The following is an 18,785-nucleotide window of genomic DNA, read 5'->3' as shown; positions in this document are numbered from 1 at the left end:
TTGTCGGATAGGGGCCGCGCCGCAGCCCCTGTTTCCCGGAGACTGGCCTATTTCAGCCAGCCATCAAGTAGATTGCGGTACTGGCCTTCGATGAGCGCAATGTGCAGGAAGTGGTCAACATATTCCTTGAACACCACATCACCACGCGGTAGCAGGTAGGCTTTTTCCGACACAGTGAAGGGGGCTTCTGGATGCACTGCGCATAGACCGGGGTGTTGCTTTTGCTGGAGTTGGGTTTCGATGGCGTCCGTCATCATCACGTCAGCACGGTTTTGCAGGATTTCGTCGAAGATGGTGACGTTGTCCGGGAACACCGTGATCATGGCGCGTTTGATTTCGCTACGGGCAAAGCGTTCGTTGGTACCACCGGGATTGACGATCACACGCACATTCGGCTGGTCAATCTGCTCAAGCGTCTGGAAGCGCACCTTGTCTGCACAGCGCACAATCGGCGTCTTGCCATCGGTTTGCACGGGCACCGAGAAGGCTGCCAGTCGCGCACGGTCGGTCGTGATAGAGACCCCGCCACTCACGAGATCACAGCGATTGGCAAGCAGGTCGGGCATCAGGGTGGCCCAGGTGGTGGCAACGAATTGCACATCTGCATGCAGGCTGGCAGCAAGTTGGCGGCCTATTTCGGCATCCACCCCCTCAAAGGCAAAGAGATCCTTGCGCCATAGTGTGAAGGGTTTGTAGTCGCCTGTCATGCAGATGCGCAAAAGGCCACTGCGTTGCACGATATCCAGGCGTGATTCTCCCGCTTTCGCCTGGGCGCGTGCCGTGAGCGGGGCGATAGCAACCTTCCAGGCCAGCGGATCGGCGCCTTCCGGGCGTGCAGCGATCAGCTCTTGGGCATCGGCAATGGTCAACTGTGGCGCGGCCTTGGCCAATGCTTCAACCAGCAGAGGGGTGAGTTTGTCCAGATGCGGGCGGATATCGCGGGCTAGATCAGGTGCCTGCTCAAAGGCGGGGGCCTGAGCCTGTGTCCATTGGCGGTGCAGGGTCCATTGCACCGTCTTGTTGGCTTCGATCTGGGCGCTGATGAAATCCCGGGCCAGTTGCTCGGTTACCCCTTGTTTGGTGGCCAGGGCAGTCGTGTCGCCAATCACCTGTTTTTCGCGGCCCAGATCTTCAATGGCGCCGTGGCTATTCCATTTGGACTGCGCCACCTCGGTTGCAATCGCGAGGCGTTCCGCCGTCAGCGTGAGCAGGTTACCGACAGCCTTGGGGATTTCCGCATGGCTGGCCGTGCTGTAGATGAGCGCACACAGCATGGTGCAGCAGGTCAGCATTTTCTTCATTGAATTCATTGTTTTCCCTCTGTGAAAAGAACGGGTGGCACGAAGCGCTGGCGAAAGTCTATGCTATTTTTGCGTCGGCGACATGACCGGCAGGCGCTATGCTGGGCATTCCTTTGCTATCCATAGACCATGCTATTTTGCCTTGTGGCCTCTATTGCCCCTCGGTTAAGCTACGGCACAAGGCATAGATGCATAGACAAGACTTACACCGGGGGTTTGATGAGTGTATTGGGCAGGTTAGGCGGAAAAAGTCCGTTCGGGAATGCTGGCACTGGGCAGAATGCGCCACTGGTGTGCGCCAAGTGTGGGACTCGTCTGCGCCATACCTTTGGCGCCAAGGTGATGCGCTGCCCACAATGCAGCAGTGATATTGCGACAGATGATGACAGGCATGGGATGCTGGACCCGGACGTGGTGTATGGCAATGCACCAGGGGATAAGGTGCCTGAAGGGGATTTGCTGATTGCCATGACGCTCTCTGAAGAGGACATGCGCCATGTGGTACTCCGATATCTGGCGCAGCAAGGTGCACCCATGCGCATGGTTGAGGCTGCGATGCAGGCGCCTGTGGAGCAGATGTTTCTTCCTGTCTATGTGTTCAGTGGTCGTTTTGAGGCAAAGTGGAGCGCCTCGATTGCCTATCAGCGTGGTTTGAATGCTGCGGAATGGATGCCTGCCAGTGGTGAAGGCGAGGGGAGCTATGCAGCAATCGTCTATGCTGGTGATCACCTGCCTGCGGAATTGGCTGCGGCAGTGGAGCAAAAGGTGGATACGTCCCTGTTCAAAACCCATGCCGATTTGCTGATCAAGGGGTTTGAGGTCGAGGAGTATGCAGCGTCTACCGATTCTGCTTATCGAAACCGGGGCCGGGACAATATCAACGCTGCCATCATCAATGAACTGGCCCGCGAAGCCCCAGGTGATCTTCATGATCAATGGGCCTGCAGAAGCCACTACAGCTTGAACGTGGCTGATGGTCTTGTGCCTGTCGGGGTGATACAACTGAGCTATCGTGGTAAGCGCTATGATTTCCTGATTGATGGCGCCCAAGGTGGGCTGTATGCGATTCCGCCCTTGCTGCCAAGTGCGAACCCCGGCTGGAATGTTTGCATGGCGGTGTTACCGGCGCTATGTGCCATTGCAGCATGGGTGCTCTGGATGATGGTGGTGTCCTTCCCCTTGTTGCCACCACAACCGGTGGTGTTTATCGTGTGTTGCACCATTCCTTATTGGGTGCTGAGACGCTATGCGCTGCGTACCTACGATAAAAAGATGAAGTCATATGCCGCCAAGGTGGATGCCTATCAGCCAGGAAATCCCCCTCCCACGCGCGGCTGGATTGTGTCCATGATCCGCTACGACGGGTTGGTAACTCCTTTGTTATGTTTGGGGGCGATGCTGTTTGTGCTGTACCCTCCTGCAATGTGGGCGGAAGCGTATGCCATTGAAAATGGATATGGTCTGGATGCCTCTGGTCGCCCCACGATCAACAGGCCATCACCTGTGGCAACCCCTGCTGTACCCGTAGCCCAAGCAGCCGGCGAGCCGCCGCTTGCCTCGCCCCATTCGGCCAAGCACAAGTCAAAATCCAAGCAATGATTATTTGCACTGAATGTGTAGGCGTATTACGGTAACAGGCTGTTTGGGTTCAAACTAATTTGGCGAAACAATCATTCATATCCGGATAATTGCACCATGTGATTGGATTTGGCACAGTATTGTGATCTGCGGGCCTTGTACGGTGTCAATTGATCGGGAGAAAAGCGTGCCTCAAGAAGTTCAGCCTGTATCGCGCGACAGCTATCCCTGGGCGATCTTCCTCATCTTTCTGCAATTAGGGCTGACTTCCTTCGGTGGGCCTGTGGCGCATCTGGGGTATTTCCGGGATGAGTTTGTCACTCGTCGGGCATGGCTGACTGAGCGTGCCTATGCTGAGGTGGTGGCTTTGTGCCAGTTTTTGCCCGGCCCCGCGAGCAGTCAGGTTGGTATTGCACTTGGGTATTCGCGTGCGGGTTTTCCAGGGGCATTTGCCGCGTGGCTGGGTTTTACGCTGCCGTCTGCGCTGTTGATGATGGCGTTTGCGGGAGGGCTTGCCCGTTATGCCGGTGGTGTGTCTGCAGGGGTTTTGCATGGCCTGAAGCTTGTGGCCGTCGCCATTGTGGCGCAGGCAGTGTGGGCCATGGCGAAAAATCTTTGCACAGATGCATTACGTATGACCATCATGGTGGTGGCCGCCTCGATTGTGTTGCTGATGCCATATGCATGGGTGCAGGTCGGTGTGATCTTTTTGGCGGGTTTGCTTGGGACGCGGCTTTTCAGGCGTGAGAGTGTTGCCATGCATGAAGCTTTGCCTCTAGCGTCCAGCCGTCGCAGTGGGGTCATCTGCCTGGGGCTGTTTTTCGCCTTGTTGCTGGCGCTGCCCGTTTTGGTGCACTGGATGCCAGGGCCGGTGCTGGCGATGATCGATGTGTTCTATCGCGCGGGGGCTTTGGTCTTTGGCGGCGGGCATGTGGTGTTGCCCCTGCTGCAGGCGGCCGTGGTGCCTGCGGGCTGGGTGGATAATGAAACTTTCCTGGCCGGGTATGGGGCGGCACAGGCCGTGCCGGGTCCGCTATTTACGTTTGCCGCGTTTCTGGGCACGGCGATGACGGCTGCACCCTGGCGCTATCTGGGTGGTTTGTTGTGTCTGGTGGCGATCTTTTTGCCCGCCTTTCTGCTTGTACTGGGGGTTTTGCCGTTCTGGCAGAGTTTGCGTGCGCTGCCGGGGGTGCAGGCGGCACTATCCGGCATTAACGCGGCAGTGGTCGGCCTGCTGCTGGCTGCGTTCTATCAGCCAGTATGGGTCAGCGCGATTCATCAGCCGCAGGATGTGGTACTTGCTTTGCTGGCATTTATGACGCTGCTTGTGTGGAAGCAGCCGCCTTGGCTGGTTGTACTCGTTTGTGGTGCCTTGGGGTATGTGCTGTGGTGAGCAGGATAATGGCATTCCAGGCCGCATATACTTGCCGATGCTGTACTTATACCCTTCCAGATTGATAAGCAGCGAAAAACCTTGTCGTTCTGTAGTCAATGAAATCCGTCTAGTCTGCAAGCTCTTACCAAGCCATTTCCATTTGCAGACAGGAGGGATCATGAAAGCATTGATTGTGGGTGCCGATCATATTGAACCAATCCGGCGCGAATTGGAAATGAGCTTTTCCGGTGGATTCACCCGTACCGAACATTGGAGCGGGCGCAAGGTGGGCGATGAGCGACGCAAGATTCCCAGTGATACCTCGCTGGTGGTGGTGATCTGTGATCGCGTCAATCACAAGCTGTTGCGCAACGTGCGAGAGCAGGCGCAGCGGCAGGATGTGCCGCTACTGTATGCCCACCATTCACTGACTGAGATCCGTGCGAAACTCAGCGGTATGAGTTTTGCATCGGCATAAATATCGGCGATCAGGGCGGTTTGACTCCGCGTACCGGGGTGCGTGGCCAGAGCGATTACCCGGCGGTTAACCCCGGTCTCGGCAACTGGCGCGTCAAGGCTTACGATGACCTGGAGAGCCATGGTATCCAGCTGCGTGGCAATCAGGATGCGCTGATCGTGGCGGTGACCAAGCCGGGGCAAACCATTGTAGTGCTGAAAAATGGCACCCCCCGAAATGAGGGGTAGAAGCGACTGTGATCTGTGGCTCTTGAGAGGAGGCTGCAGGCACAGTCGTTTTACTTTGTACTTCAGGGTGGTAGAGTGCGCAAATTCCAAACCGCAGGGGAAATCCTTGAGTTCAGGCTTTATCGGCGCAAAGTCCGGCCAAACGGCACCTGGTATGGGCGTGCGGGCTGCGGTTGTGTATGCGCTGGTGGCCCATCGCCTATCCATGTTCTACGACAATGGGTATTGGATGACCTCGGCACAAGGGGCTACGCTCTGCAGTGAATGGTTGCTGGATGCTGGGCACCATGTTTCGCAGGCAGAGCGCAAGTTTCTCTCCGAGGTGAGTGATCAGGTGGCCACACAGATCAAGACCACTTTGACGCGGCAAGCAGGGCTGTATATGGCGCACGAGTTGATGGAGTCGCTTGACCCGCGTTATGTCTCCGAGATCGGGGCAACGGTGATGGATGAATGTGTCCAGGTGCTGAAAAGCGCAATGTAGATGGCGCGGGATGAGTGCCTGGTGTTGTTGGATGGATTGCATGGAGGTGTTATGTATGGTAAATGAATTTTGTGGAAAAACGGCCCTGGTGACAGGTGCTTCTTCGGGCTTTGGCTATGCCATTTGCGCACGCTTGCTCAAGGAGGGTTATCGCGTGATTGCTGCCGCCCGCCGTACTGATCGGCTGGAGCCCTTGCAGCGTGAATATGGCGCGATGGTGTTTGTGGCTGAACTGGACGTGCGCGTGGCAGAGTCCGTCTTGCAGCTTCATGATTCGCTTCCCGAAGCGTTTTGTGCCATTGACGTGCTGGTCAACAATGCGGGTTTGGCGCTTGGCCTGGAGCCTGCCTTCAAGGCTGATTTCAATGATTGGCAGACCATGATCGACACGAACGTGACGGGTCTGGCACGTGTTACCCACTGTTTTTTGCCGGATATGGTGAAAAGAGGGCGCGGCCTTGTGATCAACATGGGCTCGATTGCAGGGACTTATCCCTATCCGGGAGGCAATGTTTACGGGGCCACTAAAGCCTTTGTGGCGCAATTCAGCCTTAATCTGCGCGCTGATCTGGCCGGAACAGGAGTTCGTGTTACGGACATCCAGCCGGGGCTGTGTGGCGGCACGGAATTTTCGTCCGTCCGTTTTCATGGCGATACGGATAGGGCGGCTTCGCTGTATGCCGGGGTTGATGCCATTACATCGGAAGACATTGCCGAAACGGTAAGCTGGATTGCAGGCTTGCCACCACACTTCAATGTCAATGCAATTGAGATTATGCCAACTGCGCAATCTTTCTCTCCCTTGCATGTGAGCAGGAAGGCTTGAGACAAGAGGCCCGGACGCGAATTCCGGGCAGAATGGATTTATTCAGAGGGCGCGTCGGAGCCATTCAGGCGCTAGGGAAAGTCCCCAGGCAGACCTGATTACGCCCCTCTCGCTTGGCTGAATAGAGCAGTTCATCTGCCTTGATAATGATTTGCTCGATGGCGTGGTCGCCTGGTGCGATGATGACGGCGCCGATGCTGGTTGTAAGGGGAATCAGTTGATCATCATCGGTATGCAGTGGCGCGGATGCAATGGCGGCGCGCACTCTTTCGGCTATTTCATCGGCACGGTTCGGTTCAATGCCGGGCATGAGGGCGACAAATTCGTCACCCCCCAGCCGCCCCAGCAGGTCTGCGTCACGCAAGTAGTTACGGCAGGCGCGCGTGAAGGCGATGATGGCGCGGTCGCCGACCGAGTGGCCGAATTCGTCGTTAATGCGTTTGAAGTTGTCGATATCCATCAGCATAAGCATGAGATGGGTCTTGTTGAGCCGGGCGCGCTGGATTTCCAGTGCTGCACGTTCTTGGAAATAGCGGCGGTTGTAGGTGTTGCTTAATTCATCGGTGATGGCGAATTTCTTGAGTTCGCTGTTGTGTTTGATGAGCTTGAGGTGGTGGCGAAATGCCATGAGCGCGGCGCCGACAAGCAGCAAGGAGATGACGCTGTATTGCACGATCTGGCGATACCAGTTGGCGAGCCACTGACGGTCGGGTTCCCCCACGTATACGAGGAAGGGGAGGCCTTGTACCTTTTGTGCGCCGGTCAGGCGGGTAACGTGATCAAGCGGGGAGGTATTGTGAAAGATTGCCGAAATCTTGTCAGATGTGACAAAGGCTTGTGATTTATGGCTACCAACCACACGGCCCACGTCGCTTTCGCGCGCTGGCATGCGTGCAAGCAAGACCAAGTGGTTATCTGTGATAGTCACCACGCTTTGCGTGCTGAAAGTGATTTTCGTCAGCAGATTGGCGAACAATTTGCTACTGATGCCGATGGCAACGACCCCTCGGAAATTTCCGCTTGCATCCACGATTTTGCGCGCTTGTACCACGGTGTAGTGTGTGGCATCGGGTTGTGGCGAGGGTGTGACGATGGATTCCAGGGCCGGGTTGCGTTTGAGTGCCTGGCAGTATTCATGGGGATCAGCCGTGACCGTGGAGTGGGGCGGCACTTGGTGCGTGGGGTGGCAATCTGCATCGAGCAGGCTGATGGACTCTGCGTACTGAATGGTGCTTTGCTTGGCCTGTAGCCAGCTCAGCCGTGCCTGGGCGCGCGGGTCGTCAGCATGGGGTAGGCGTAATTCGTCGGGTGAAACTTCGGTGGCGATGTCGCGCAGGACGTAATCGAAAGCGAGGAAATGACCCTTGATCCATTCGCTGACTAGATAGGCGATGCCTTCCAGTTTGAATGTTTCATGTTCGTATTCGCGCTGGTAACTTGAGCGCAAGTCAAATGCGCTACCGCCCACCACCAGGGTACAGAATGTGATGCATATCGCCAGACTTGCTGTTCGCCTTACCATAGTGTCGTTCCGTGCCCTACAGACCCATCTTACAGTATAGGTGTTTGTTGGCCGATCTTTGGCGTTGGCCTGCCCGAACGGCGCCAGCCCCGTGCTCGAAGGGGCTGGGTCTGGGCGGAGCGTTTTACCGAGAGGTGGGAGGCCTTCTTCTGCCGTACCCGCCCTGCAGTGAGGCGGGCTGCAATATCGATCTGGCGGCTAGCGCTACGGACTTCTTGGAGAACCCGTGTGGAGAGTGGTGCCGTGTTTCATGACTTGAACTTGCGTCTGCAAATTGATGAGCATGCTTATCGCGGATATTTCCGCAGCTTGGGTGGGCATATTATTTCCAACGCGGTGATGACGTACAGGCGATTACCCAATGGATGAATGCTTTATGCATAAAATCAGTATCGCGCTCTTCCGATATGTCTGGCTGCTATTCTGTTTATCTGTTCCTGGGCCTTACGGAATACCGAAAAGCGCCCTGTTTGGCGGATGACTGCTGTCGATGGCCGCAATATCTATCACATTTCATGCATTTTAGTGCGTTGGCATAGAATGGGGCTGCGTGCCTTTGCGCAGCCCGATAGCGGAAATTGGGTCAGTTTGGGGTAGAATCCACGGCTTGACCATCTTGTCACCCATTCATTGCCACCCTGGGCTTGTCAAATAGACGGCTGCTGTGCAGCGCGGTCAGGGGGCTATAAGGAATCTGTAAAGTGAGCAAACCCACCGCATTGAGAAACCTGTCGAAGCAGACCCTGTTCAAGAAGGGCGATGTGTTCGTCCTGTTTGGCGAACTGTTCGGGCGTGGCTACGCCAACGGTCTGGTCAATGAAGCCCGAGCTGCCGGCCTGACCCTGATCGGCATGACCGTGGGGCGCCGCGAGGCCGATGGTAGCCTGCGCCCGCTTAACGCTGAGGAGCTGGCCACGGCGGAGGCCAACTTTGGTGGCAAAATCATCAATGTACCCCTGATGGCGGGGTTCGACATGGATAGCCCCGCTGGCACGCCTACTCCGACCGCAATGGTCAATGAGATGACCCTCAAATCCTGGCAGGAGGACAAGCTCGACTGGGCTCATATCGAAGCCTGTCGCCAAGTCGGCGTGGCCCGTTTCAAGGCTGCGGTGGCCCAAGCCATGGCGCAACTGGATGCGCTGATCCCCGATGGGGCCAATGCTTTCTTCGCCCACACCATGGCAGGCGGGCTGGTCAAGGCCAAGGTCTTCCTGGCAATCGCCAACCGCATCTACAAGGGCAGAGGGGATCGCTTCATGTCCTCCCAGGCGCTGCTGGAGTCGGATCTGGGCAAGCTCAACCTGATGAACTTTGATGAAGTCACCGCCAACACCTTTGGTCACCTTATCGAAGGCAGCGCAGCCATCCGTGCCCGCCTGGAGAAGACCGGCGGTGCTGCCCGCTATACGGCCTACGGCTACCACGGCACTGAGATCCTGATTGACGGCCAGTACCAGTGGCAGACCTACACCAACTACACCCAGGGCTACGCCAAGAAGCGTCTGGAAGACATTGCCCGTGCCGCCTGGGAAAAGGGCGTGCGCGCCACCGTTTTCAACTGCCCGGAAATCCGCACCAACTCTTCAGACATCTTCGTTGGCGTTGAGTTGTCGCTGTTCCCGCTGATCACGGCGCTATCCCGCGAAGGCTGCGGCGCCTGGGGTGAAGCCCAATACAAGGCCTGTGCGGCCCTGCTGCGTGAAGATGCCTCGTTGGAAACCCTGCTGGGCAACATCCATCGCTACAATGTTCAGCCTACTATGGCCGGGTTCCGCAACTTTGACGCATGGCCGATGAACAACACCCCGGAACTGGCCGAGCTGATGATCGGCACCTCCGAAGACATCACTGCCATGCACAAGGAGCGTACCGCGCTGATTACCGATCTGCTCAGTGCGCTGGTGATCGAAGCCACCGGCCCGCTCATGTTCAACGAAGCCGCTGCGCCCAGCGCCCCTGTGCTCTGGCTCAACCACGACGTGATCGCCAAGCAACTGGCTGCGCTGCACGGCTGAAAGTGCTGCAACCCTACAGGTGTGCTGCACCTGTAGGGCGATTGATTTGCTCGAAGCAGCCAGGGTCGGCTGCTGCTTGATCGGTTTGTGGATCGCAGCATCAAGGCAGACCGGTTTGCTCATTTTGCATGTCGGGCTGCTCATAAGGCGGATGGCGGCAAAGGTGATGCCTGATCACTCCTGGGTGGGGAGTTTTAACTTCACCCTAGGATTTGCCATGGGATACATTCCCAAGGCTTGGCAAGCGGATATCTGTTCGGGTAGGATAGCTCAATAGATTTTTTCTTTTTTCAAGGGGTGTCTGCGCCGAACTTTTGGTGTCAGGCAGGTTTTGCGCTGGTCGGGCCGCCGCGCGTTGGAACTCCCATGAATGCGCTAGTGCCTGTTCTTTGCGGGTGCCTGATATGGCACCATGCGTCACTCTTTTCTTCCTTTCACGGAATCTGCTTAGGCAAATCCCTTCACCGGGAGGTGTTTTTATGCTGATCGGATTGGTTGTTGTCTTCGTCATGGCCTACGTGGCCATCGCTTTGGAGCATCCGCTACGCGTTGATAAATCCGCTTCAGCCTTGATTGGCGCAGGCGTGTTGTGGACGATTTATGCTGTTTTCGCCGGAGATCCCCAGCGTGTAGCCGAGCAGTTGAATGGGAGCCTGGTGGGCGCAGCGCAGATCGTTTTTTTCCTGATGGGGGCGATGACGATTGTTGAGCTGATTGATGCGCATGATGGCTTTGGCGTTGTGACTACACGTATCCGCACCTCCACGCTGGCACGCCTGATGTGGTGGGTAGGTGGGATCAGCTTTGTATTGAGCGCTATTCTGGATAATCTGACGACAGCGATTGTCATGGTGTCTTTGATGCGCAAGTTGCTGGCCCGGCAGGGGGATAGGCTGGTGTTTGCCGGTGTCATTGTCATTGCCGCCAATGCGGGTGGCGCGTGGTCGCCCATGGGGGATGTCACCACGACCATGCTTTGGATTGGCGGCCAGATCAGTGCTCTGGCGGTGGTGCAGGCTGTGTTGCTCCCGGCTCTGGTATGCATGCTTGTGCCTGTGTCGATACTAGCCTGGGGCATGCGTGGGCGAAAGCTGAATTGGGCAGTGTCTTCTGAAGGTGAGGTTGGCCCACAGGTTGATGCCTGGGAGCGCAATCTCATCTTCATATTGGGCGTGGGGGTGCTGCTGGCGGTGCCAGCCTTCAAGATGCTGACGCATCTACCGCCATTCATGGGGATATTGTTTGGTCTGGGCCTGTTATGGCTAGCAGGTGATCTGCTCCATCGTAACAAGGATGTCGTATCGCGCCAGCCATTGAGCCTGACGCATGCGCTGGCGCGGATCGACATGAGTTCGCTGGTGTTTTTCACCGGCATTCTGCTCTCGGTGGCCACCTTGGAACATACCCATGTACTATCGGATTTGGCAGCATGGCTGGACCACGCAGTAGGGCGTCAGGATGTAATCGTCATGCTCATCGGTTTGGTCAGTGCTGTTGTCGACAACGTGCCTTTGGTTGCCGCCGCGATGGGGATGTATAGCCTCGCCCAGTATCCCACGGACCATTTCCTGTGGGAGTTTCTCGCCTATTGCGCGGGAACAGGTGGTTCGATACTCATCATAGGTTCAGCCGCTGGCGTGGCAGCAATGGGTATCGAGAAAATCAACTTCCTCTGGTATGTCAAAAAAATAGGCTGGGTGGCTTTGCTGGGCTATCTGGCAGGGGCTGCTGCCCACCTTGTGCAGTATCGCCTGCTGCATTGAAATCTTAACCCAGCGTGTGATGTCTGCTGGGGGTTATGGGGTCGTGGCGGTACATTCCTTGTCAACCCGGGCAAGCATGCCTACGTGGGCTGATTTTTCATAAATGATGACAGAAAGGTATCCTTCTGTTGCAGGAGACATTTTTTTGTCTGGGCGTAGCAGAGTGATGTAGATACCATCAGCACTGAAATAATCGGTGGCTTGCACAGGCAAGTCTGCATCAATCTTCCCCGGATATTGCTCGGCGGAAATACGTGGATATTTCTTTGCCAGGGTCTGGGCAATCTGTGTGTGTTGTTTGGCAGAGTATTTCTGTGCATAGACTAGTGTTGTTGCCTCGTCATGTTCAGCAATGCTCAGCAGCCCCGCAGTTGTGAGAGGAAACTTGCCTTCAAACATGCACAGTTGGCGGGATTTGGCCGCAACGGCATTCACGTTGAAACCCCCTTGGCATTCCAGCTCGGGTGGTGTTTTCAGCTCTTGCGGCTTCAGGGCTTTGAGCGCAGCAGCAATCTGACTGGAGCTTTGGTTATTGAGGTCTGGCGCAGGGCAGGCCTCAAGTGCCTGGGCGCTTTGAATCAGGCACATCAGCGCAAGCAGGGCAAAGGCGGAGCGGAACATGGTTCGATGATCTCCAAGAGCTGTAGATGCAGTCGCGGGGGCAGGCATTGCGGCTACCCTAATCGAAAATGCGCCCGGCGTCAGCTTCTATCGGGCTTAGATGTGTAAATGGCCGGAGGGATATGTAAGAAACTATTTGTTCGGGCGATAAGTCGTTGCGGAAAGGGGTTAGGTTCTTTCCGCAACGCCGATACGGATCAGTTATTGAAGGCCGTTACCAGGACGCTGGCGGTATAGACTGTGCCGCTACGCGTGGTAGTGTAGTTGCCTTTGACTGGCACTGCTGCACCATAGCCAGGCAAGTACCATGCGACGTTGGAGAAGGTACCGCCATCCGAATACGTTCCTGAGGTGGAAACCTTGCAGGCATTATAGCTGGCGCCTGCCAGCGTGACGGCTTCCACACCATCAAACTTCAAGGTGGTGGCTGCTGAAAAGGAGCTACTGTCGAGGGTGGAAGTCGAAGTCCAAGTAAAGGTCTGGGAAGCCCCTGATGCTTTGCTCAGATCAACAATCCGGTTGGAATAGACGTTGCTGATGGTGCCGGTTGAATTGGTGTAGGCCAGTTGAGTGAACGCGCTACTGGTGTAGCTCGTGTACGTGGTGAAGTAGGTGCCGGATGCGGGGGTGTCCGTTTCAGCCGTGACCGTATTACCGTTGTAAGTGCCCGTGGCGACCAAGTGGGTGTAGGAGGTGGAGTTGCCGCTGGCATCAGTGGATGTATAGGTGAAGCTCTTGCCGGTTGTGGCCGTCATGCATGAGGCCAGTGTTGTTGTACCGGAGTCCAGCGAGATCGAACTGCCGCTCCCACCACCGCAGGCACTGAGCACAAGGGCTGCAATGACGGAAAATGCGAAGGAAAGCGCCTTTCTGGGATGTGAGATCATTGAATGTTCCTGACGATTTGAAGAGGGGGCATGAGGATGCGTCGCGCTGGGGATGTGATTCAGTCTCAGGGTGCGGCGCTGCAAACCTGGATTATATGCAAAAAACTGTAATATCAGGCGTGCCGAATTTATCGGCAGTCGCTTTGCCCAGGTGGGCACGACTGGGATGTGACGTTCGTCAATACAGCACCAGCCGACCTGAAGAGATCGGCTGGGCTAGGGGCTTACCAGCGGTAGCTGGCGCCTGCGAAGACGCTGTGTTGGTTGCGTCGTTGCACGATGGGGCTGTCTGCTGCGTCGCCCTGGAGGCGGGCGAAGCGGTAGCCGCCAACGAGCATCCAGTGGAGGTTGAGCATGTAGTCCAAGCCGAGACCTGCATTGATATCTTTGATGCCGGATTTTGCATCATACCGGGCAAGCCCGGATTGGGCAGATTGGCTGGCGCTCACGCCAAAATAGCTTTGCATGTAATCGGTGCTGGCCCAGGTGAAACCTGCGTTGGTGCTCAGACCCAGGTGATCGGCAAGCTGCCAGCGGTAGCCCGCCCCGGCGTTGATGAGGGAGCCACCATGGCCGTTGTCGTTGAGGGCTGTGCGGGCCGACAGACGCAGGCTGGCTGCGCCAATTTTGTAGACGCCGAAGATGCCTGCCTCGGGGCTGCGATTGACGTTGCCCAGGCCTTGCAGATGGCTGCTGTCGCTTTCCTTGCGGCCACGATCCATGCCCAGGCTCAGGCCCGCTTCAAGTTGTGGCGTATCGATGATCGACCACGCCAGCCCAGGGGCGCCGTTTTCGCTGCCGAGGCTGAATTTGCCGATGCTGCTGCGGTAGCTGCCGCGTATCAGTGGAATGGCGCGTACTTTGTGTTCATCGCTGCCTTCGTAGCGAGGGATGTCCGCCACGCCCGCGCCGAGTGAAAGCGTCCATGTGGCGTCTTCGGGGGCCTGTTGGGCGTGGGCTGCGCAGGCTGCGCTCAGGAGTAGCGCTGCGACGTGAAGCTTGAGTGCAGGGCGGGGGAATGACGTTTGAATAGTGTGGTGCATGCAGTTCCTTTCCAGGGCTATGCCAGCCATGTTTGGCGCTGCATAGTATAGGAGAGTGCGGGTAAGGGCTGGTTAAGACTGAATTAAGCCCTGCGTGGATGAGGGAATTTAGGAGCCCTTCCTGCATGATGTGTGTTCTTGTAAAGGATTGCGAAGATCTGTTTTTCCGGTATGCGTGGCAGGGGGATGTAGCTGTCCTCATCTGTAAGAACCTGTTCATAACCTTACTGGGAGGTTCGAGGACGTCTGGGTTGTGCTTGTGCCGCGTATCAGGATTGCCTTTGTACCGGGATTTGTTCAGCCGCCCATTTCAGATGCTGGGCGCGGGGCGTGTCGTCCCGTGCATGGGCTGCGTCGGCTTGGGCGAGCAGGTGGTGTCGCAACGCGGGGGTGCCGGATTCGCCGAGCCAAATGGCAATGGCATCGAATGTGGCGTGGTCGTAACCGCAATGGGCTGCAATGTCGACCATAAGCAGCAGGCCCGCTTCAGCATTCTGCCGGGCCATCAGGTATTCCGCGACTGCCATGCGCAACACCGGGGCAGGGTGATTGCGATAATGCTCAATGAGATGGGCTGACTCTGCCTCAGGCAAGGTGTGCAAAAGATACGTCAGTGGGTGCTGCAGGCCTTGATGGTAGTGCGAAGCAATGTCTGCCGGATCGGCTGTGCCTAATAGCGTGCGCGCCAGTGTTTGCAGGGCAACTTGGCCTGTGCATTGGCAGGCCAGCAGCCATAATGAGGCAGCATGCTGGCGTGATGTATCATGCCGCGTGAGGTAGGCAAGTGCCGTCTGCAATTCGGCCACAGCCAGCGCTGGGGCTTCGCCTGCATGAATTGCGCGACGCAGTGCTTCCAACGCGGTGTTGGTACTGCGGCGCAGAAGGGGGAGGAGGCGGTTATGGGTTGATGACACCATCTTTCTCCAGCGTCCAGGCCGGGCCGAGGGTTGCCTTGATCTGCAACCGGTTGGCATGGATCTTTGCATTGCGCACCACAAGGCCGTGGCAGGCTTCAATGTGTACATTGTGAAAGTGCAAATCGCGCAATGGGGCTTCGGGTACCCCAACGATATAGCCCGCAGCGTTGATTTTCCCGGTGGCGGTGAGGCCATCAATCACGATCTGTGCAAAATCCGGGGTCTTGTTGATGTCATAGATCTGGGCGGGGTCGGTGTCTGGCGGATAAAGTTGCTCACCCACCATGAAGCCGCCTTTGGCAAGAATGGCGTCCACTTCAGATCTGGCAATGGGAGCCGCTTCATAGTAGCCGGAGAGCACCAGCGGGACGGCTACGTCGACCATCGTGGTATCAACATACCGAATGTTACGCACCTGCCCACCCTTGCCACGGGAGCTTTTGATGCGAAGCCCGTACATTGAGCCTTCAAAGTGGTTGTGCGCGACCAGTACATTATTCACGCCGCCCGAGGTCTCCCCGCCGATTGAGATGCCTCGCCCTTGCAGCAGGGTATTATGGGCAATGTAGATGTTGCTGACTACGCCTTGCGGGAAGCGTGGGTCAGCCTGCTCTGCCTTGATGGCAATGTGATCGTCATTACAGTCGATAACATTATGGGTAATGCGGATATTGCGGCTGTCGATCGGGTCGATAGCATCTGTATTGGGCGCATGGAAGGGCGAAACAATGTGTGTGTGCCTTACCTCTATGTTTTCAGCATGGCGCATCACAATGTTGAAGCTGGGCGAATGGGTAAGGGTGAGCCCTTCGATCAGCACGTCTTTTGAGCGGACAATGTAGATCAGACGCGGGCGGTCGGTGCCGCCCTTCTTTCCGGTGGCACGGATGTGTTCACGCCAGCGCTCCCACCACACGGCACCCTGGCCATCAATGGTGCCCTCACCCGTGATGGCAACATTTTGCGCATCTGCAATCGAGAGGAAGGGCAGCCAGCCATTTTCTGCCGCAATATGCCTATTCGCTTCGGTAGAGCGGAATTGCGCCTCTGTGCTGGAAGCGACCAGCGTGGCCCCCTTTTCCAGATGCAGGCAGATGTTGCTACGAAGCGTCAGCGGGGCGGTGAGAAAGTTGCCAGCGGGAACCCATACGGTGCCACCGCCTGCTGCGGCGCAAGCGTCAATTGTCTGCTGGATGGCTTCTGTGTTGAGTGCGATCTGTAAACGGCTGCCATCGGCCCCATACTCGGTGATCTCAAGCACGCGAGGCGGGAATGCTAACTCGGGCAATTGCGGCCCTTCGGTGGAGACGTTCAGGGTAGCAAACGAGGACTTGCAGGTATCTGATAAGGATGTTGCGGACATGTCGGCCTCAGGTGAGTCATGTGATGCAGCGGCCTGCGAGGACGCTCATCATCCTAGGGGGCCATGGTATGGCTGTCAACGGGGGGTGGTTTATCGTTGGTTGTATGTCAAGCGTATGAATGTTGGGAGACGGTATCAGGGCAGGGGCGTAGCTGGTTTATAGGGGCGAGGGGCATGCCCGATAGTGCAGCCTTGTCAGCATACAGGGCTGGGCAATCATATTCTTGTCATGATAGCCGTGAGTGGCAGGAGGGGTTATGTGTGGCATCCGTGGCAGGGCGATGGCGGTCGTGTTCGCCTGCGCTGCGATGTGTTCAGGTGCGGTGGCGGCCAGGGATTGCGTTGGAGTGATCTCGGCCGGCGGAGGCTATGCCTTTTGGGGGGAGGTTGAGCGCGGCGCTCGTTTGGCGGGTACCGAACTGGGGCTGGATATCTATTTTCGCGGGCCCAACGACGAGAACTCGCCCTATGTACAAAAAGATCTGATCAGCGTGGTCGAAAAAATGCGCTGCAAAGCCTTGGTGTTGGCACCCAATGTGTCTGAACGCAGGCAGGAAGTGGCACATTTGGCGGCCAAGGACATCCCGACAGTCTACATTGATCGTGATTTTGGTAACCATGATGCCCTGGCGGTGATTGCCACCAATAATTACCATATGGGCGAAATGGCTGCTCACTATATGGCATTGGCGTTACATGGTCATGGTACTGTGGCCGTATTCCACATGAAACGCGGTGTTCCCTCTACCGACGAGCGTGAGCGTGGATTTGTGGCTGGAGCAACTGCTGCGGGGCTTTCAATTGTTCAGGAGGCGTGGGTGGGCAGTGGGGTGGGGGAGGCCCGAGCCAACATACAGGGAATCCTGCCTGCTTTCAAGGTATTGCCAGATGGCATATTTACCCCGAATGAATCGACTACGCTGGCGACGATCTATGTGCTGCGTCAGATGGATGCCGCTGGGAAAACGAAACTGATCGGCGTGGATATCAACAGGCTATTTGTTGACGCGATGCACGACGAGATACTTTACGGCGTAATGGTGCAACGCCCAATCCAGATGGGTTATCAGGGAGTAATGACCGCCTATCAGGCTGCACTGGGGCGCATGCCCATCCAATATAGCGTGGATACTGGCAGCTTTTTCGTTACGTTACAAAACCTGAATACCCCTGATTTTGCCGAGGAACTGGCTCCATTCATCAAACGGGTGGAGCCTTGATGGGCTCCTGAACAAGCTGATGCAGCCGTATGCGAAGGATGGCGGAGTGAGTTCGTCAAACTCAATGTGGGCCGTCATAATCTCAGAGCATGGATAGGGGCTAAGAGAAGGCGCGAATCAGCTTGATGCCAAGGTAGCCTCCAACAAAGGCGGCGGGGGCAACCGTGAGCATGATGGCGGCGACACCTGAAAAATTGCCAATTTTGGGTTTGAATATTTTTTCCAGGCGATTTGCCGTCGGCACCATGATTGCGCCACCAGCTAGAATCAGGAGGATGAAAGCTGTACCCAGAATGCCCTGCCTGTATGCGAAGGATGCAAAATATAAAATTGCCAGGACTCTCCACAGGCGCTTGTTTTCTTTTAATTTCAGCATGGCGTGTTCGAACAAATGGGCTATGCACTACTATATGCCAGCTTGAACATTTGCGGAATGTTTGCTAGCCCCGAATCATGCGGGAACTGAATTGGTGCCGGGCTTTTTCTGCCCGCCCGGCAAGGCGTAGTATTCGTGGGCTACAGGCCGAGTTGGTGCCGTGCTACGTCATCTGCATAATCCGAGACCATTGATGCCAGCCGCACACCGAATTGGGCGGGGTCTATCAGCATCAAGACGTAAAATTCTGCCTGATTGGCTGCAAGTGTTTCGGTAACCGCCTCGAAGAAGATGCCTTGATCGCTTCCTAGAAGGTCATGTTGATGCCACTTCTGACGCCGGGCCAGGATTCTGTCTGCATCGCGTTGCGCCTGGGTGGCCTCGTAGCGTGCCAGCTCCAGACGCGCGGCGTTTAGGTTGCCCAGAATGGCGTTCAGCCCGGCATCAATAACAGTACTCATGGCGCCCCCGTGTTGTGATTGCGAAGACTGAATAATACTCTGGGTATTTTATATTGTCAATATCCGGGCTATTTATCTTGTCTAGATGTTGAGAACCTGTTCACGATCTTTTGAGCAAAAGCGCCAGGAATGCAAGATGTATGAACTGCAAGCTTGTGTTGAGTTTGCGCTCGCAGTTCTTCCACAAACGCCTACATTTTTCGATCCAGGCAAATGACCGCTCAACCACCCAGCGCTGGGGTAGGACAGCAAAGGTATGCAACTGGTTGCGTTTGGCGATTTGAACCTTGGCGCCCAGAAGTTCTTCAACGGCCTTGGCAAAGGG

At 56.2% G+C, this 18,785-nt stretch carries 19 protein-coding genes; 9 read left to right on the top strand and 10 right to left on the bottom strand.

Features of this window, described 5'->3' with window-relative positions; genetic code table 11:
• Nucleotides 1-47: 47 nt before the first annotated feature.
• Nucleotides 48-1,310, bottom strand: a complete 1,263-nt coding sequence (gene aroQ / locus B145_RS28110) for a gamma subclass chorismate mutase AroQ (protein ID WP_211209818.1) — start codon at nt 1,308-1,310, stop codon at nt 48-50.
• 210 nt (nt 1,311-1,520) lie between these two features.
• On the opposite strand from aroQ, the gene B145_RS0111560 reads away from it, so the two are divergent.
• From B145_RS0111560 to B145_RS0111535, 6 genes are all read left to right on the top strand, one after another.
• Nucleotides 1,521-2,900, top strand: coding sequence for a hypothetical protein (locus B145_RS0111560; protein WP_157288380.1), 1,380 nt, complete (start codon nt 1,521-1,523; stop codon nt 2,898-2,900).
• Between the two features lie 166 nt (nt 2,901-3,066).
• Entirely contained in the window at nt 3,067-4,272 is a 1,206-nt protein-coding gene (gene chrA, locus B145_RS0111555) for a chromate efflux transporter (protein ID WP_026259063.1), read from the top strand.
• A gap of 160 nt (nt 4,273-4,432) precedes the next feature.
• Complete coding sequence (locus tag B145_RS0111550) at nt 4,433-4,732, top strand: DUF2325 domain-containing protein (RefSeq protein ID WP_018607482.1); 300 nt, start codon at nt 4,433-4,435, stop codon at nt 4,730-4,732.
• Nucleotides 4,733-4,752: 20 nt separating this feature from the next.
• Nucleotides 4,753-4,959: a hypothetical protein gene (locus B145_RS0111545; protein WP_018607481.1), complete on the top strand. Its 207-nt coding sequence runs from the start codon at nt 4,753-4,755 to the stop codon at nt 4,957-4,959.
• Between the two features lie 106 nt (nt 4,960-5,065).
• A complete protein-coding gene (locus B145_RS25345) occupies nt 5,066-5,443 on the top strand; it encodes a hypothetical protein (RefSeq protein WP_245541854.1) in 378 nt (125 codons plus the stop codon).
• Nucleotides 5,444-5,498: 55 nt separating this feature from the next.
• Nucleotides 5,499-6,269, top strand: coding sequence for an SDR family NAD(P)-dependent oxidoreductase (locus B145_RS0111535; protein ID WP_018607478.1), 771 nt, complete (start codon nt 5,499-5,501; stop codon nt 6,267-6,269).
• Between the two features lie 64 nt (nt 6,270-6,333).
• On the opposite strand, the gene B145_RS0111530 is transcribed toward B145_RS0111535, so the two are convergent.
• A complete protein-coding gene (locus B145_RS0111530; protein ID WP_083917730.1) occupies nt 6,334-7,791 on the bottom strand; it encodes a sensor domain-containing diguanylate cyclase in 1,458 nt (485 codons plus the stop codon).
• 701 nt (nt 7,792-8,492) lie between these two features.
• On the opposite strand from B145_RS0111530, the gene B145_RS0111525 reads away from it, so the two are divergent.
• Entirely contained in the window at nt 8,493-9,809 is a 1,317-nt protein-coding gene (locus B145_RS0111525; protein ID WP_018607473.1) for an enoyl ACP reductase FabMG family protein, read from the top strand.
• Nucleotides 9,810-10,288: 479 nt separating this feature from the next.
• Nucleotides 10,289-11,572: a sodium:proton antiporter NhaD gene (gene nhaD, locus B145_RS0111520; RefSeq protein ID WP_018607472.1), complete on the top strand. Its 1,284-nt coding sequence runs from the start codon at nt 10,289-10,291 to the stop codon at nt 11,570-11,572.
• A 33-nt stretch (nt 11,573-11,605) separates the two neighbouring features.
• On the opposite strand, the gene B145_RS0111515 is transcribed toward nhaD, so the two are convergent.
• The 5 genes from B145_RS0111515 to B145_RS0111495 form a co-directional block, all read right to left on the bottom strand.
• Entirely contained in the window at nt 11,606-12,193 is a 588-nt protein-coding gene (locus B145_RS0111515; RefSeq protein WP_018607470.1) for a hypothetical protein, read from the bottom strand.
• 197 nt (nt 12,194-12,390) lie between these two features.
• Nucleotides 12,391-13,080, bottom strand: coding sequence for a hypothetical protein (locus B145_RS0111510; protein ID WP_018607468.1), 690 nt, complete (start codon nt 13,078-13,080; stop codon nt 12,391-12,393).
• 224 nt (nt 13,081-13,304) lie between these two features.
• On the bottom strand, nt 13,305-14,123 hold the full coding sequence (locus B145_RS27480; protein ID WP_018607467.1) for a MipA/OmpV family protein: 819 nt from the start codon (nt 14,121-14,123) through the stop codon (nt 13,305-13,307).
• A 269-nt stretch (nt 14,124-14,392) separates the two neighbouring features.
• Nucleotides 14,393-15,040 (bottom strand): hypothetical protein, encoded by a 648-nt coding sequence (locus tag B145_RS0111500; RefSeq protein ID WP_018607465.1) that lies wholly within the window; start codon nt 15,038-15,040, stop codon nt 14,393-14,395.
• Nucleotides 15,021-16,403 carry a glycoside hydrolase family 28 protein gene (locus B145_RS0111495; protein ID WP_018607463.1) on the bottom strand — a complete coding sequence of 461 codons (1,383 nt, stop codon included), beginning with the start codon at nt 16,401-16,403 and terminating at the stop codon, nt 15,021-15,023. The genes B145_RS0111500 and B145_RS0111495 overlap by 20 nt, the downstream gene beginning before the upstream one ends.
• Before the next feature lie 257 nt (nt 16,404-16,660).
• Between B145_RS0111495 and B145_RS0111490 the strand changes: the two genes are divergently transcribed.
• A complete protein-coding gene (locus tag B145_RS0111490) occupies nt 16,661-17,623 on the top strand; it encodes a substrate-binding domain-containing protein (RefSeq protein ID WP_018607462.1) in 963 nt (320 codons plus the stop codon).
• Between the two features lie 100 nt (nt 17,624-17,723).
• Here the strand turns inward: B145_RS0111490 and B145_RS0111485 are convergent, their stop codons facing one another.
• The 3 genes from B145_RS0111485 to B145_RS0111475 form a co-directional block, all read right to left on the bottom strand.
• The gene (locus tag B145_RS0111485; RefSeq protein ID WP_033407034.1) at nt 17,724-17,999 is read right to left on the bottom strand and encodes a hypothetical protein; all 276 of its coding nucleotides are present in this window, start codon (nt 17,997-17,999) and stop codon (nt 17,724-17,726) included.
• A 140-nt stretch (nt 18,000-18,139) separates the two neighbouring features.
• Nucleotides 18,140-18,460, bottom strand: coding sequence for a hypothetical protein (locus tag B145_RS0111480; RefSeq protein WP_018607458.1), 321 nt, complete (start codon nt 18,458-18,460; stop codon nt 18,140-18,142).
• A 100-nt stretch (nt 18,461-18,560) separates the two neighbouring features.
• The coding region (locus B145_RS0111475; RefSeq protein WP_018607456.1) for a transposase at nt 18,561-18,785 on the bottom strand (225 nt) is incomplete at its 5' end.

This window comes from Uliginosibacterium gangwonense DSM 18521, from assembly GCF_000373965.1.
Classification (GTDB): Bacteria; Pseudomonadota; Gammaproteobacteria; order Burkholderiales; family Rhodocyclaceae; genus Uliginosibacterium; species Uliginosibacterium gangwonense.
The sequence above is the reverse complement of the archived record's forward strand: the minus strand, read 5'-3'. Positions and strand labels throughout refer to the sequence as shown.